This window comes from Formosa haliotis (assembly GCF_001685485.1).
GTDB lineage: Bacteria > Bacteroidota > Bacteroidia > Flavobacteriales > Flavobacteriaceae > Formosa > Formosa haliotis.
Window position 1 is genome coordinate 576,618 of record NZ_BDEL01000001.1, and the last position, 16,720, is coordinate 593,337.

Genomic DNA, 16,720 nt, shown 5'->3' on the forward strand with positions numbered 1-16,720 from the left:
ACAAATGTAACTTTTTATCTGAAATTAAAATTTTTCTTATTAATTCGACATGCAATTCTTATCTTTGACAAACATATTTTAGGAATGCAGTTTAAACACCCAGAACTTCTTTACGCTCTTTTTTTATTACTTATTCCTATTATTATTCACTTATTTCAGCTCAGAAGATTTAAAAATGAAGCCTTTACCAATGTCGCTATACTTAAATCTGTAACGCAACAAACTCGTAAAAGTTCTCAGCTAAAAAAATGGTTAACTTTACTTACCCGTTTACTTCTCTTAGCGTGTATAATATTGGCCTTTGCACAACCCTTTACTACCTTAAAAAATACGGTTGAAACCCCTAAAGAAACGGTTGTATTTCTAGACAATTCGTACAGTTTACAGCAAAAAGGAGCGCAAGGAGAATTACTTAAACGTGCCGTACAAGATTTAATTTCTGAAACCGATTACGATAAACCTATCACTTTAGTTACCCACGATGCGGTTTATAAAAACACCACTTTAAAAGCAATTAAAAACGATTTATTACAACTAAATTATACCGCAAGTCCACTATCTTATAAAGCCGCCTTGCTAAAGTGTAAATCCCTTTTTAAAACACCTTCACAGCGTAAACAGCTTATTTTTATTTCCGATTTTCAGGAACTAAAAGATCCCTTTTCTGTGGATACAGACTCGTTAACTCAGGTGGAATTAGTACAACTAAAGCCAATAAATACCAATAATATTGCGATAGATAGTGTTTACATTTCGAAATCAAATCCGACACAAACAGAATTAACTTTAATCTTAAAAAATTATGGCGATGCGGTAGATAACCTGTCCGTGGCCTTGCACAACAACGATAAGTTAATTGCAAAATCGGCAGTTACTATAAGTGATAAGGCTGAAACACAATTTACTATTCCTAGCAATGAAGTGCTAAATGGCACTTTTAGTATTGAAGATTCCGGATTACAATTTGATAATACCCTATATTTTAATTTAAATGCTCCTGCTAAAATTCATGTTTTAAGTATAACAGATGGAGATGACAGTTTTTTAAGAAAAATCTATACTAAAGATGAATTTGAATTTTCTTCTATCGCAGCAAATCAATTAGATTATAACACTTTAGAAACGCAGAATACCATCATTTTAAATGAATTAAAAGACATACCAACTTCCCTAATTAATATTTTAAAATCGTTTACAGATCAAGGAGGAAATGTGATTGTAATACCGTCTCAGCATTTAAATTTAAACGCTTATAATAAGTTGCTGTTAAATTATAACACCTCGTTTCAGTCGCATATAGATTCAGAAAAACGGGTAACAACTATAAATTATTCGCATCCTATTTATAAGGATGATGTTTTTGAAAAACAGGTAAGTAATTTCCAATACCCCAAAGTTAATCAATATTATAATTTAAGTGGAAATTTAGGGAGTTCAGCCTTAAGTTTTGAAGATGGAAAACCATTTCTAACTCAATTTTCAAATGTTTTTGTGTTTACCGCTCCCATAAATTCTGAAGTTTCTAATTTTAAAAATTGGGCTTTAATAGTCCCTTCTTTTTATAAAATGGCAGTAAGTAGTTTACAGCATCCTAAATTGTATTACACTATTGGAACTCAAAATAATTTTGATGTTGAAGTCGCTTTAAATCAAGACGATATTATTTCAATAAAAAATGAGCAAGGAGATTTTATTCCGCAGCAACAATACTTCAATAATAAAGTAAGTGTAATTACTACCAATCGTCCAGAACATTCTGGAATTTATCATATTACAAGCAAAGAAAAAACACTTAAAAATATTAGTTATAATTATAATCGTGCCGAAAGCAGATTGGTGTATCAAGACCTTTCAACACTTAAAAATGTAACTATCAATAATTCAATACCAAGTCTTTTCAACACTCTAAAAAGTAATACAAAAGTTAATGAGCTATGGAAATGGTTTACTATTTTTGCATTAGCCTTTTTGATTATTGAAATGCTCATCTTAAAATTTTTTAAATGAACGTACTTATAAAATCTGCAACCATTATTGATACTAAAAGTGAGTTTCACAACCAAACTCTTGATATTTTAGTAGAAAAAGGCAGTATTTCCAACATTGGAAAATCGTTAAAAAATCCGAATAACTACGACGAAATTTCTCTTGAAAACCTTCATATTTCTCAAGGTTGGTTTGATAGTAGTGTGAGCTTTGGAGAACCAGGTTTCGAAGATCGTGAAACTATAGAAAACGGACTAAAAACAGCCGCTTTTTCTGGGTTTACCACAGTGGCGATGAATGCAAATAGTCACCCAGCTATCGATACTAATAGTGCCATTACATTTGTAAAAAGTAAGTCTAGAGATCATGCCGTAACCCTATTACCTATTGGAGCACTTACCAAAAATAGCGACGGTGTAGATTTAGCCGAGTTATACGATATGAAATCTGCTGGTGCTGTAGCCTACTACGACTATAAAAAACCGATTAGCAATGCAAATCTTATGAAAATTGCCTTGCAATATGCTAGTAATTTCGACGGTTTGGTTTATTCTTTTCCGCAGGACAATAAAATAGCTGGAAAAGGTGTCATGAACGAACATATAACAAGCACCACTTTAGGGTTAAAAGGCCTGCCTTCTGTCGCCGAAGAATTACAAATAGCACGCGATTTATTTTTATTAGAATATACCGGTGGTAAATTACATATCCCAACCATTTCTACAGCTAAATCTGTAGCCTTAATTCGCGAAGCAAAAGCTAAAAAATTAGACGTAAGTTGTAGTGTTGCCATTCATAATTTATACTTTGATGACAGCGTACTAAACGATTTTAATACCCATTACAAAGTATTGCCTCCATTGCGAACAAAGACCGACATCGACGCTTTAATAGAAGGTGTAAAAGACGGCACTATAGATATGGTAACCAGCGATCATACCCCTTATAATATTGAGGAAAAGAAAGTTGAATTCGATTATGCCGCTTACGGAACCATAGGTTTAGAAAGTGCTTTTGGTGCTTTACAAACTATATTTTCTTTAAAGAAAACTATCGATATTTTAACCAAAGGAAAACAACGTTTGGGAACAGTAAACACCCCGATTGCTGTCGGAAATTTAGCGAACTTCACATTATTTAATCCAGAGAAGAAATATACGTTTACTACAAACGACATAGTGTCTAAATCTAAAAATGCCATTTTTGAAGGCGCTTCTTTAAAAGGCCAAGCTTACGGCATTATAAATAACAAGCAACTCATTTTAAAATAAAAACCCATGATAAATCAAACCGTTCAAGAAGGTAAAACAATGGCAATTATTTGCTATTTAACGTTTATTGGTTTAATAATTGCAATAATTATGAACCTAGAAAAACGTAATCCGTTTACCTCCTTTCATATAAGACAAATGCTTGGATTACTTATTATGCTACTTGTTTCTAACATGATAGAAAAGTATTTAAATAGTTGGCTAGGTACCATTTGTTGGTTTTTCACCGCAGGTTGTTGGCTGTATGCCTTTTTTCATGTAATAAAAGGAGAAATGAAACTGATACCCTATGTTGGCGATAAATTTCAAGAATGGTTTAGAAATATAAGATAATGAAAGACCTTAGTTTATATCACATTACAAGACCTTCAACTCTGAAGGAAAATGCACCACTTTTAATTATGTTTCATGGTTATGGTAGCGACGAAAATGATTTGTTTTCTTTTGCATCAGAATTACCTGAAGACCTATTTATAATTTCGGTTAGAGCACCATTTGCTATGCAACCTTACGGAAATGCTTGGTATGCCATTAATTTTGATGAAGACAATGGAAAGTGGAGCGATGACGAACAAGCAAAAACATCTCGAGATTTAATATCTAAATTTATAGATGAAGCAACCGAGCAATATCCAGTAGATAAAGAAAATGTTAGCCTTTTAGGCTTTAGCCAAGGAAGTATTTTAAGTTATGCTGTTGCACTAACCTATCCGGAAAAAGTAAATAATATCATAGCTTTAAGCGGATATATTAATCAGGAACTGATTCCTAAAAACCATAATACCGAAGATTATAAACACCTTAATTTCTTCTGTTCTCACGGTAGTGTAGATCAAGTCATTCCAGTAGATTGGGCAAGGAAAACACCAGGTATACTTGATGGTTTAAGTATAAAACATGAATATCATGAATATCCCGTGGGTCATGGGGTAGCACCACAAAACTTTTACGATTTTAAAAACTGGTTATCAAAATTGGTTTAAATTCCATCCCATTATAAATAGAAAAGTGTATAAAAAACCAGAATTAAACATGGTATTTTATACACTTTTTTTTATTCGATTAAAATTCAGATAATCGTTTTCTAATAAAGATTTACTGAAGTGGGTATAACAACGAGTCTATAACATCGAAAGTCACTTCGTTCTGATTTATTACTTCGTATTTAATTAGAAGTTCTCCCCAGAAAATACCATCAGAGAAATCGGTAATCAACCATTTATGGTTTAATATTTTAATGGAGTTTATAAGCATCGATTTTCCTTCGTTTGCAGCATACGGAATTAAGGGGTTCCCTCCTTTTACTGTATTTTGCTTATAAATTTCATCTTTAATAAACGGAATTAAAGTAGGTACATCAAACCCTTTATTTTCTAAATACGTAATGGCATCTTCATTGTGCTCGATATTAAAATACGACAATTCAAAAATCTTATCGTTTAACACCGCAACAGAATCTTTTAAGGTTTCTACTCTAGCGTTACACTTTTCTATGGTTCTTATATCGTCTTCAAAAACATTTTTGGAATTCACATATTGAAATAAGATAAGGAGTAACGAAAAAATAAATAGGTACATGAAAATTTTCTGCTTCATTATATAGTAATTTGGAGGTTATCGTATGCTAAAAATACGTTTTTTGGTAATTGATTTTGAACCACGTCATGGAAACCTAACAAATGACTAATATGAGTTAAGTAGGCCTGTTCGGGTTGTACTTTTTTAATAAATGCTAAGGCTTCATCTAAACTAAAATGCGATATATGTGGCTGAATACGCAGGGCGTTTACCACTAAAACTTTAACGCCTTTTAATTTGTCTATTTCTTCATTTTCTAAAGTTTTCATATCGGTTAAATATGCAAAATCCTTAAAGCGAAACCCAAAAACTTGCAATTTAAAATGCATACCATTAATAGGTATAACTTCTAAATTTTCAATTTTAAATGGTGTATTAGTAATAATATGTGGTTGCACACTTGGCGCACCTGGATACTTATTTTCGGTTTCAAAAATATAATCGAATCTACGCTCTAAAGAGGTTAACACCCGTTCGTGAGCATAAATATCGATATCGCCTTGACGAAAGAAAAACGGACGAATATCATCTAAACCAGCTGTATGGTCGGCATGTTCGTGTGTAAATAAAATACCATCTAAGCTTTCAACTTTATTGCTTAACATTTGCTGTCTAAAATCTGGACCGCAATCTATAACATAAGAAAAGTTGTCCCATTCTATTAAAACAGAAACACGAAGGCGTTTATCTTTTGGGTTTTCACTTAAGCATACCGGATGATCGCTACCAATTATGGGTATGCCTTGTGATGTTCCTGTACCTAAAAAAGTGATTTTCAAAAGTGTAAAGTTTTAATACAAAAATAGACTTATTTTTTTGTTAAGTAGGCTAATTTAATACCTTTGTAACACACATACAAATCTACATTTAAAGATGGAAATCACCCTGAAAGGAGACAAAAAGATTGAAGATATTCCTTCGTTAAAAACGAAAGCACTTCGAATCAATTTAAATGAAAACATTTATGGAACGTTTGCCGAAATTGGTGCAGGACAGGAAACTGTTCGACATTTCTTTAGAGCTGGTGGTGCCTCAGGAACAATAGCAAAAGCCATGTCGGCTTACGATAAAGCCTTTAGTGACGCTGTTTATGGTGTTGAAGATGATGGTAGATATGTTACTGAAGCTCGTTTATTAAAAATGCTTAATCACGAAATTGGACTGATAGAAGAGCGTATTACAAGAGACAAACACCCTAATAAAATGTTTTTCTCTTTTGCCAATACCGTTACAACTATCGATTTTGCAAAGCAATTTAAAGGTCATGGTTGGGTTGGAATTAGATATCAAGTAGAGCCAAATCAAGATTATAACGAAATTACTCTTCACCTTAGATTTAAAGAAACAGACGCCAGATTACAACAAGAAACACTAGGTGTGCTAGGAACCAATTTAATTTATGGTGCGTTTTATAAGTATAATGAGCCTAAAAAATTATTGCGCTATTTATACGATCACCTACACAAAGATCAATTAGAAATTGATACTATAAATTTTTCGGGACCAATTTTTGAAAATGTAGACAACCGATTAATGAGTTTACAATTGGTGAAAAATGGCATGACAGATGCCGTAATGTTCGATCCTGATGGAAACAACGTTTTACCAGCTCGTGTACTTTATAAGAAAAATATTTTAGCCTTACGCGGAAGTTATAGACCTGTAACGAAAGTGAACATGGATATGTTTCATAAATCGTACGACATGTTTATTAAGGAAAATAAAGTCGATGAAGCTAATACTAAAGTTATTTTCGAGATTACCTTATCTAACTTACGTGCCGAAGGAGAAATCGATGAGCAAGATTTCATGGATCGCGCCCAATTACTGTGTTCTTTAGGTCAAAGTGTACTTATTTCTAATTTTCAAGAGTATTACAAATTAGTTGAATATTTCTCGCAATACACTAAAAACCGCATGGGATTAGCCATGGGTGTAAATAATTTAGTTGATGTATTCGATGAAAAATATTACCGCCATTTAAGTGGAGGTATTCTAGAAGCTTTTGGTAAATTATTCTTTAAAGATCTTCGCGTATACTTATACCCTATGTTAGACGAAAATGGGGTATTAATGAATAGCGAAAACTTAAAAGTACACCCACGTATGAAAGAATTATATAAATTCTTTAAATACAATGGTAAAGTTGTAGATGTTACAGATTACGATCCTAATATCCTTTCGGTATTTTCTAGAGAAGTACTAAAGAAGATTGCTAATAACGAAGAAGGTTGGGAAAATATGCTTCCAGAAGGTATTGCTAAATTAATTAAACAAAAATGTTTATTTAGCTGCGAATCGGAAGAAACATTAAATCGCTAAACTCGAAATAGTTCGACAATATTCAAGAGCCTTTAATGTGGTCTTATTGGATTAGAAGTTATGTTTTTTAAATTTTGATACAGTGTTTCTATAACATTCTTACCAAACTATAAATAGTAAATTATTATAAATATTAAACGCCCTTTGAATTCATCTTCAAAGGGCGTTTAATTTTTACTTTATTTAGTTTAGGCCTTTGGACTCTGTTTTTGTTCTTCTGCCGGCGGAGCAGCTAATTCGGGTTGCTCGAACAAATCTAAGTAAGCATAACCTATGTGCGAAATCACATCAGAAGCAATTAAGCTTTGGTAACTTTTAGATTCAATGGCAATATCGGCGGCTTTACCATGTAAATAGGTTCCAAAACAAGCAGCTTCAAACGGTGTATAACCTTGAGAAACCAACCCTGTAATAATTCCCGTTAATACATCTCCTGTTCCAGCAGTAGCTAAACCTGGATTTCCGGTGGAATTTATATAGTATTTGTTTTGGTATACCGTTATAGAATTGGCCCCTTTAATTATTACAATAAGCTTATATTTCTTAGTAAATGCTTTTACTTTATTCAGCTTATTAAAATCGTCTTTCCATGGTCCGATTAAGCGTTCTAACTCTTTCGGGTGCGGAGTTAAAATGGTGTCTGGTTTTAATAATTTCAATAAACTTTTCTTTTTAGACAGTAAATTCAATCCGTCGGCATCAATAATTAAAGGGAGTGTATTTTTTTCTAAAAAGGCTTCAAAAGCATTTAAGGTTTTTGTGTCGGTACCCAAACCTACACCTAGCCCAATCACGGTTGGTTTGACGTCGAAAGTCATGTTAGAAATAAGCTGTTCTTCTGCATCTGTAATTACCATAGCTTCAGGTACAGCGGTCTGAAGCGGGATATATCCACATTTCGGAACATAAGCTGTTACTAAACCTGCTCCTGCAGCCAAAACAGCCCGACAAGCCAATTGAACCGCTCCAATTTTACCATAACTTCCACCAATAATAAGTGTATGCCCAAAATCGCCTTTATGCGAAAACTTATCTCGTTGTTTGTACATAGGCAAAACATCCAACTTCCCTAAAATATGTGCTTCGGTTTCTGTGGTTTGTAAATATTCAGGGTCTATACCAATATTTAATGCTTCCCATTGATCGATATATTTCGATGTTTCGGGTAAGAAAAACACCAATTTAGGAGTTTGAAAACTTAAAATTAAATTAGATTTAACCACTTCATCTTCATGACTCGGAATGCGATCTGTATATAATCCTGAAGGAATATCTACGGAAATCGTTAACGCTTCGGATGCCTTTAAATGTTTAAATAAAGCCACTACCCAATCGTTAATTGGTCGATTTAGTCCGACACCAAAAATCGCATCGATTACAATATTTTGTTTCGAAATTTCAGGAAAATCATCTTCCTTATGTATAGAAACCGGCCAATCTTTGGTTGTTTCTTTTAAACGCTCATAATTGGTTAAAAAATCTTGCGACCGTTTATCGCTAAAATCAACGATATAGGTTTTTACATTATAACCATGAGTAATTAAATGCCTTGCCAACACCAAACCATCGCCCCCATTATTACCTATACCACAAAAAATTTGGATAAGTACCGGTGCGCCTTGTAATCGGGTGTCTAACCAATTAAACAAACTAATTCCGGCGCGTTCCATTAAATCAGCCGAGCTAATATTCTGTTTTTTTATAGTTAATCTATCGCCTTCATAGATTTGTTCTTTAGAAAATATTTTCATTCGTATTTATTTTGAAAAAATTCATTAGAGATTATTCATTTTTATAGATATAAATTGTATTTAAATAAACAATTTATGCTTAACAGTAAATAATCTGTAAAAAATTATGATCCGTTTTTTTATAACAGTAAAAGTAATACATTTGAGAAGTTTAGTAGTAAAAAATGCAAAATACAGAATTTACATCTCAATTTATTTCAATTCCAACACACGTTGGTTATACTGCTATTATTCGTACTTCTATATTAAACATTATTACCCCTTGGGGTAATTAATTATATATCTTCCGTCCACTCAATTTGTAATATTATGTTACAATATCAAAATATTAAGTTATTAAATTTATACAATCTAATCTAAAATGAAAGTATTAAAATTCGGAGGAACTTCTGTAGGATCCTCAAAAAACATAAACAACGTCGTTTCTATTCTAACAAAATATGCACAAACATCTCAGGTAATTTGTGTGGTTTCAGCCGTTGGTGGTATTACCGATAAATTATTAGAAGCAGGCCAATTAGCACAATCTAAAAACAGTGCATATCAAGAGGCTTTTTCAAATATTAAATCTATTCACCTAAACATTATTAAGGAATTAATTCCCGTAAATAATGAAACCGTTTTAAGCACTGTTGAAAGTAAATTAGACGATTTAAAAAACCTTTTAGATGGTATTTTTTTAATTAACGAATTATCGCCAAAAACATCTGATAAATTAGTGAGTTTCGGAGAATTATTATCTTCTTATATTATTGCAGAAACGCTTAAAGATCGTGGTGCAAATGCCGAACGTAAAAACAGTCAGGAATTAATTACTACCAATTCTAACTTTACTAAAGCAGAAGTAAATTATACCATTACTAACGACAATATTAAAAGCTATTTTAAAGATAGTAATTACGATATTACCATTTTACCAGGCTTTGTATCTAAGTCTATTACTGGAGAAATTACTACTTTAGGCCGTGGTGGATCTGATTTTACAGCAGCCATTGTTGCAGCAGCGTTACAAGTAGAGCAGTTAGAAATCTGGACCGATGTAAGTGGTATGTATACCGCCAATCCTAGAATGGTTAAACAAGCCTTGCCTATCGATAAATTATCGTATCAAGAAGCGATGGAACTGTCACACTTCGGAGCAAAAGTACTTTATCCACCAACAGTGCAACCGGTATTAAGTTTACAAATTCCTATTCATATAAAAAACACGTTAGAACCAGATGCGGTTGGTACCATTATTTCTAAAGACAGTAATAATGTAACCAATACAGCAAAAGGAATTACAAACATTAGTAATGTAGCCTTGTTAACACTTCAAGGAAACGGTATGGTTGGAATTCCAGGATTTTCTAGACGTTTATTCCAAACTTTAGCGCAGGAGAAAATCAATGTCATTTTAATTACTCAGGCATCTTCAGAGCATTCTATCTGTTTCGGGATAGATGAAAAAGATGCTGCATCTGCAAAAGTTGCTATCGATACGGAGTTTGAAAATGAAATTTCGCTTAAAAAAATCGATCCTATTTTAGTGGAGTCTGATTTATCTATCATTGCTTTAATTGGTGATAGCATGAAGAGTCACCAAGGTGTTAGCGGGAAAATGTTTAGTGCTTTAGGTAAAAACAACATTAATATTAGAGCGATTGCTCAAGGTGCTTCAGAACGTAATATTTCGGCAATTATCGCTCAAAACGATGTTAAAAAAGCCTTGAATATATTACATGAAGTCTTTTTTGAAGGTAATATAAAACAACTTAACGTATTTATTACAGGTGTTGGAAATGTTGGTGAGCGTTTGGTTGAACAAATAAAACAACAACGTAAATATTTAAAAGAAAACCTTAAAATTAATTTACGTGTTGCTGGACTTTCAAATTCAAGAAAAATGATTTTTGACGGTGAAGGTTTATCCCTAAAAAACTGGAAAGAACAATTAGAAACCGGTGAAGATGCAAGTTTAGAAGGCTTTTACGAAGGGGTTAAAAACTTAAACCTACGTAATAGTGTGTTTGTAGATGTTACTGCCAATAAGGATGTAGCCGATTTATATGCCAAATATTTAAAACAAAGTATAGCGGTGGTAGCATGTAATAAAATAGCGTGTTCTAGCAAGCTTGAAAAATATAAAGAATTAAAACAATTATCGTACAAATACAACGCACCTTATTTATTTGAAACCAATGTAGGTGCAGGTTTACCTGTAATTGACACGTTGAACAATTTAATCGCTTCTGGTGATAAAGTAACCTCTATTCAAGCTGTATTATCGGGAAGTTTAAACTTTGTGTTTAATAATTTTAACGATACGACTAAATTCTACGATGTTGTAAAACAAGCGGCAAAAGAAGGATACACAGAACCAGATCCAAGAATCGATTTAAGTGGTGTAGATGTAGCCCGTAAAATATTGATTTTAGCCCGTGAAAGCGGTACTGAAATGAATTTAGAAGATATTGAAAATACACCGTTCCTGTCTGAAGCAGGAGTAAAAAGCGATACGGTAGACGATTTCTACCAAACTTTAATTGACGATGAAGCGCATTACCAAAGTTTATATGCTTCGGCAAAGGCCAATAACAGTCAGTTAAAATATGTTGCAGAATTTAACAACGGACAAGCTAAAGTTGGCTTGAAAGAAATTCCAGAAGGACATCCATTCTATAACTTAGAAGGAAAAGATAATATTGTAATGTTTTACACACAGCGTTACCCAGAACAACCTATGATTATTAAAGGAGCTGGTGCCGGTGCAGAAGTTACAGCTTCAGGATTATTTGCAGATATAATAAGAATAGGAAACAACTAATTTAAATTTTAAGACAATTTTTATCTGAAAATTTAATAAAGTTGTCGCTTTAAAAACATGAACGAATTAAGAATATTTTCGCCTGCTACTGTTGCTAACGTTTCCTGCGGATTCGATGTTTTAGGTTTTTGCTTAGACAGTATTGGCGATGAAATGGTGATACGTAAAACCGATAAAAAAGGCATTCATATTACTAAAATTGAAGGCTATAATTTACCCTTCGAGGCCGAAAAAAATGTAGCTGGGGTGTCGGCTCTTGCGTTATTAGAAGATTACAAATCCGATTTTGGTTTCGAAATAGAAATCTATAAAAAAATTAAACCAGGCAGTGGTGTTGGTAGTAGTTCTGCAAGTGCCGCTGGTAGTGTATTTGGCATGAACGAACTCTTAGGTCGTCCATACAACAACACACAGCTTTCTTATTTTGCCATGAAAGGTGAAGCTTTAGCGAGCCAAAGTGAACATGCCGATAATATTGCTCCTGCCCTTTTTGGTGGCTTTACACTGGTTAAAAGTGTGAGTCCTTTAGAGATTTTAGAGATTCCAACACCAGACAATTTATATGCTACTATTATACATCCGCAGATAGAAATTAAGACTTCTGAAGCGCGTGCTATATTACCAAAGCAAGTCGATTTAACAGATGCCATTTCGCAATGGGCCAATGTAGGAAGTTTAATTCATGCTTTACACACAAGTAATTACGGATTAATTGAACGTTCACTACACGATGCCATTGTAGAACCGCATAGAAGCAAATTAATACCCTTATATCAGGACGTTAAATTAGCAGCCAAATCGGCTGGTGCTTTAGGAAGTGGTATTTCGGGTTCTGGACCATCAATTTTCAACCTATCGGAAGGTTTGGAAACAGCTAAAAAAGTAGAAGAAGCCATTCGTAAAGTTTATGCTAAAAGTGATATTGCATTCGATACTTATGTATCTAAAATCAATGCTGAAGGCATGAAAATACTAAGTCAACACAACTAAAAATATGAAAATCCGTAGTCATTCACAAAATCACTCGTCACTCTGAATTTATTTTAGGGTCTCAACTAAAAGTTTTGATTTATAAGCTTCGGTATGACGAAAACAAATAATTACAATAGAAAACGGATTATTAGACCAAAAAAAGAAAACTAAGAAAAAACCAAAACAAACGCTATGAATTATTTTAGTTTAAACAAAAAAGCTCCAAATACAACATTTAAAGATGCTGTAATTAGAGGCCTAGCTCCAGACCGTGGGTTATATTTCCCAGAAAGTATCACACCTTTATCTGAAGACTTTTTTAAGAATATCGATGCCTTATCGCATTCAGAAATTGCATTCGAAGCCATAAAACAATTTGTCTCTCCAGAGATTCCTGAAGCCGATTTAAAAACGATAGTAGAAGAGACATTAGCTTTCGATTTTCCGATAGTAGAACTAGATAAAAATATTTCTTTTTTAGAATTATTTCACGGACCAACCATGGCTTTTAAAGATGTTGGCGCACGATTTATGGCACGTTGTTTAGGACATTTTTCTAAAGAAGATGCCAAACAAGATGTTACCGTTTTAGTAGCCACTTCTGGCGATACTGGAGGTGCTGTTGCTAACGGATTTTTAGGTGTAGAAGGCGTAAACGTAGTTATTCTTTACCCTAGCGGAAAAGTGAGTGATATTCAAGAAAAGCAATTAACCACCTTAAAAAAGAATATTACAGCTTTAGAAGTTAATGGTACGTTTGACGATTGCCAGGATATGGTTAAGCAAGCGTTTTTAGACGACGACTTAATTTCTAAAATGAAATTAACATCGGCAAACTCTATAAACGTGGCCCGTTGGTTACCGCAACTGTTTTATTTTATGTTTGCCTATAAAGAACTTCATAAAAAGTACGACGAGCTTGTATTTTCTGTACCTAGCGGAAACTTTGGAAATGTTTGTGCTGGTATGATGGCACAACGCTTAGGTTTACCAGTCTCTCATTTTGTAGCGTCTAACAACGAAAATAATGTGGTAACACGATTTTTACAAACCGAAGAATACAGCCCTAAACCTTCTGTACAAACCATCTCTAATGCCATGGATGTTGGTAACCCGAGTAACTTTGTAAGAATTCAAGAAATCTATAACAACGATTTTAAAACGTTGAAAGAAAACCTGTCATCTTACAGCTTTACAGATGAAGAAACTAAAGAAGCTATGACAGAAATTTATAACGAGTATAGTTATGTTGCAGATCCGCATGGTGCTGTGGGATATTTAGGAGCAAAAAAATATATAGAAACGCATCCTAACGCACATTGTGTGTGTTTAGAAACTGCACACCCAACTAAATTTTTAGATGTTGTGGGCGAAGTTATTAAAGAAAACATCGCTTTACCTCCACAAATTTTATCGGTAATGGATAAAAAGAAAAAGTCTATTAAAATTGATACCTATTCAGATTTGAAAAACTATTTATTAAAATAGAATTTCATTTTTTAAGAAGGAATCAAATTTTTCACATAAAAGGCTGCCAAAAAAGTTTTAAAAGCCGTCATTCTGAATTTATTTCAGAATCTCATCATATTGATAACCAATCATTATGAGAACATGAATTACCTTGCCTACCGGCAGATGGGAGTTCAAGTTGACGAAAATCTAACTTGTTTGACAGCCTTTTTTTTATTTTGATCATGAACACGCTTAGCTAAAAAGGATTTAAATATAATCCTACTACTCCGCTATCCAGAAAAGTTTTTATTTAACTATTAACTACACTATGTTCTACCATTTCTATATTTTGGCTAAGTTTTCTATTCGTATTAATAAAACGAATAATTAGGTAGCCATAAAATACCAACACGGGTAATTTCATAAAATCCCAATACGGATTATTCGTATCACTACCTAGATGCCATAAAACTAAAATTGCAATAAAAAATACATAAATTCTTATACCTCTAAAACGGTTAAAAGCAGCATTTAAATGGTCAATGATTGTTTGTAATTCATTATTCAACGTATCTATACCTACAAAATCAGATTTTGAATCTATAAATTTCAAATGCTTTAATAGCTTAAGTTCATACCATCCATTTGGAAGGTATATAGCAGAACTCAGCGCTAATAGAATTAATAATCCACTATCTATCCATTTAAAAACATTTAAGTCTAAATGCTCAAAAATTTTAGATAACACAACAATCCCTGCTAAAATAATGGTTAAAACGAGTTCTATTACCGTTGATTTTTTTAGAAATTTAATTCGTTTTTCATTCTCTATTTTATTATCTGCTAGATTAGATTTTAGCGAAAAAATAATTTGTATCCGCTCCTTAATTTTTTGATTCATACCCCATTAATTAGTTTTGTTTCATTTTTGGAGTAAACAATTTAAGTACCAAAGCTAATCCTATAGCACTTAAACCTCCTCCTATGGTAGACCATATATCATTATCTTTAAAAAAATAACCCAAGCAAATTCCTAAAATAATAATTGCAATTCCGATACCTTGTTGTCTATTCATAATATTTTAAAATGTTTTTGTTATTTAAGTGCATCAATTCCAAAGCCACCATTCGGCTTTAAATCCTAAGTAATAGCCCCAACGTTCTGCACCAGTAAACTGTAAATAGGGTGAATACAGATTTTCCATAGCAAAATCGTTATACCTGGCTACAGAAGCAACGAATCGCAAATGTGGTCTGGCCCAAATATTTCGGGCACCTGTGGGGACATAAACCGGAGCTATACTTAATTTAGTCATACTGGCCATAGGGTTTTCGCCATCCTTACGCTGCGAATAATGTAGTTCGGCAATAAGGTGAAAATAATCGCTAATGTAAAATTCGTTTCGAGTACCTACCGAAAAATCATGTTTTCTATTATAAACCTCCTTTTCAAAATAAGTAGGCGCCATATCATTAGATGCTGCACCACCTTTACTCTGAGTTAAAATAACATAACCATTTAAAGAATAAAATTCAGAAAAATTAAGCACCATATTATTTACAATCGCCAAAGAATAAGCGCCTTTATAACTTAAAGATAGCGAGTCTGGAGCACCATATGTTAACCAGGTTTTCGATAAGCCCCCATCGCCCCCATTAGCAATTCCTGTACCGTACCGTATGGTAAAATCGTTAAACGAATCGGGTTTCATTTTAAGAAATTTTTTATGATGCCTTAACCCTACCACAAAACCCTTATCGGAAGGAAAATTAACCGCTACTTCAACATCGCCTTCTTCGGTTAAGTCATTCTCGTTATCGCCGTCTCCCATATAATGAAATTCACCCATAGCTGTAATAGCATTCGATTCATTAATATTAAAATCGTGCTCGCCAATAAACACAGTACGTTGTCTTAAAGCGGCACTTGGTGTTCCTGTTTTTATATTTAAATAAAAGTAAGGCGGCAATGTAGACGTGGTATCTACAGAGGCAACAAAAATAGCTGCAAACCTCGATTTTTTATATTCTACGCCCACCCCTTGACCAGAATGATCGTTAAAATAAAAATGATCGGCTATATGTGCATCTTGTCCGCGATAAAATCGAGAACCAATCCAAATATTTAAATCTTTTCCTCTAATATTTCTAGCTTCAACATACAATTCTGGCATAGCTATGGTTAATCCGCCCAAACTTGATGTCGAAGAGTTTCCTATAGATGTTAAACTCGTAGAATAGGCAGACAAACGCATTTGCATATGTATTTCTGTGCTATCGCCTTTTTTCGGTGTGAATGTTAAATTAGGTACCAGTTCTACATAGTCTTGTTCTTCTAACCGTCCACCAATACTTCCCATATTATTTAGGTTAAGTCGGCGACCAATAGATTCGCCATTTTCAAAAGACCAATCTACCCCTACACGACCATAAGACCCAATATAAAACTTTTTGTTTTTGGCATATTCGTAATTGACTTGCGAAAATCCGTGAAAAGAAATAGACAAAAATGCCAATAAAATAATAGCGTTTTTAATAGATGTAAAATCAATAAAGTTCTTGATTTTCATATAATTTAGTTA

The 16,720-nt window shown here is 33.2% G+C and carries 14 protein-coding genes; 8 read left to right on the forward strand and 6 right to left on the reverse strand.

Annotated elements, in window-relative coordinates; all coding sequences use genetic code 11:
* The first annotated feature begins 84 nt into the window (after positions 1-84).
* Genes A9D35_RS02440 through A9D35_RS02455 form a run of 4 tightly spaced genes read left to right on the forward strand, consistent with a single transcriptional unit; the run spans position 85 to position 4,240 of the window.
* Positions 85-2,007, forward strand: coding sequence for a BatA domain-containing protein (locus A9D35_RS02440; protein ID WP_066218523.1), 1,923 nt, complete (start codon positions 85-87; stop codon positions 2,005-2,007).
* Entirely contained in the window at positions 2,004-3,257 is a 1,254-nt protein-coding gene (locus tag A9D35_RS02445) for a dihydroorotase (RefSeq protein WP_066218526.1), read from the forward strand. The genes A9D35_RS02440 and A9D35_RS02445 overlap by 4 nt, the downstream gene beginning before the upstream one ends.
* Positions 3,258-3,263: 6 nt before the next feature.
* Positions 3,264-3,590, forward strand: coding sequence for a DUF4870 domain-containing protein (locus A9D35_RS02450; RefSeq protein WP_083191591.1), 327 nt, complete (start codon positions 3,264-3,266; stop codon positions 3,588-3,590).
* Positions 3,590-4,240 carry an alpha/beta hydrolase gene (locus tag A9D35_RS02455; protein ID WP_066218529.1) on the forward strand — a complete coding sequence of 217 codons (651 nt, stop codon included), beginning with the start codon at positions 3,590-3,592 and terminating at the stop codon, positions 4,238-4,240. Before A9D35_RS02450 ends, A9D35_RS02455 begins: the two co-directional genes overlap by 1 nt.
* Positions 4,241-4,352: 112 nt before the next feature.
* Here the strand turns inward: A9D35_RS02455 and A9D35_RS02460 are convergent, their stop codons facing one another.
* Positions 4,353-4,853, reverse strand: coding sequence for a hydrolase (locus A9D35_RS02460; protein WP_066218532.1), 501 nt, complete (start codon positions 4,851-4,853; stop codon positions 4,353-4,355).
* A complete protein-coding gene (locus A9D35_RS02465) occupies positions 4,853-5,614 on the reverse strand; it encodes an MBL fold metallo-hydrolase (protein WP_066218535.1) in 762 nt (253 codons plus the stop codon). The genes A9D35_RS02460 and A9D35_RS02465 overlap by 1 nt, the downstream gene beginning before the upstream one ends.
* Before the next feature lie 94 nt (positions 5,615-5,708).
* Here A9D35_RS02465 and A9D35_RS02470 point away from each other — a divergent pair, with 94 nt between their 5' ends.
* Entirely contained in the window at positions 5,709-7,157 is a 1,449-nt protein-coding gene (locus A9D35_RS02470) for a nicotinate-nucleotide adenylyltransferase (protein ID WP_066218538.1), read from the forward strand.
* Positions 7,158-7,345: 188 nt separating this feature from the next.
* Here A9D35_RS02470 and A9D35_RS02475 read toward each other — a convergent pair whose 3' ends face one another.
* A complete protein-coding gene (locus A9D35_RS02475; RefSeq protein WP_066218541.1) occupies positions 7,346-8,908 on the reverse strand; it encodes a bifunctional ADP-dependent NAD(P)H-hydrate dehydratase/NAD(P)H-hydrate epimerase in 1,563 nt (520 codons plus the stop codon).
* 361 nt (positions 8,909-9,269) lie between these two features.
* Between A9D35_RS02475 and thrA the strand changes: the two genes are divergently transcribed.
* The 3 genes from thrA (at position 9,270) to thrC (ending at position 14,174) form a co-directional block, all read left to right on the forward strand.
* On the forward strand, positions 9,270-11,714 hold the full coding sequence (gene thrA / locus A9D35_RS02480; RefSeq protein ID WP_066218543.1) for a bifunctional aspartate kinase/homoserine dehydrogenase I: 2,445 nt from the start codon (positions 9,270-9,272) through the stop codon (positions 11,712-11,714).
* 57 nt (positions 11,715-11,771) lie between these two features.
* Positions 11,772-12,704: a homoserine kinase gene (locus tag A9D35_RS02485; protein WP_066218545.1), complete on the forward strand. Its 933-nt coding sequence runs from the start codon at positions 11,772-11,774 to the stop codon at positions 12,702-12,704.
* A 174-nt stretch (positions 12,705-12,878) separates the two neighbouring features.
* The gene (thrC, locus tag A9D35_RS02490; protein WP_066218547.1) at positions 12,879-14,174 is read left to right on the forward strand and encodes a threonine synthase; all 1,296 of its coding nucleotides are present in this window, start codon (positions 12,879-12,881) and stop codon (positions 14,172-14,174) included.
* Positions 14,175-14,448: 274 nt separating this feature from the next.
* Here thrC and A9D35_RS02495 read toward each other — a convergent pair whose 3' ends face one another.
* Genes A9D35_RS02495 through A9D35_RS02500 form a run of 3 tightly spaced genes read right to left on the reverse strand, consistent with a single transcriptional unit; the run spans position 14,449 to position 16,708 of the window.
* A complete protein-coding gene (locus tag A9D35_RS02495) occupies positions 14,449-15,039 on the reverse strand; it encodes a hypothetical protein (RefSeq protein ID WP_066218550.1) in 591 nt (196 codons plus the stop codon).
* Positions 15,040-15,049: 10 nt separating this feature from the next.
* Positions 15,050-15,214, reverse strand: coding sequence for a hypothetical protein (locus A9D35_RS18645; protein WP_159427034.1), 165 nt, complete (start codon positions 15,212-15,214; stop codon positions 15,050-15,052).
* Between the two features lie 33 nt (positions 15,215-15,247).
* Positions 15,248-16,708, reverse strand: a complete 1,461-nt coding sequence (locus A9D35_RS02500; protein WP_083191592.1) for a carbohydrate porin — start codon at positions 16,706-16,708, stop codon at positions 15,248-15,250.
* Positions 16,709-16,720 lie beyond the last annotated feature (12 nt).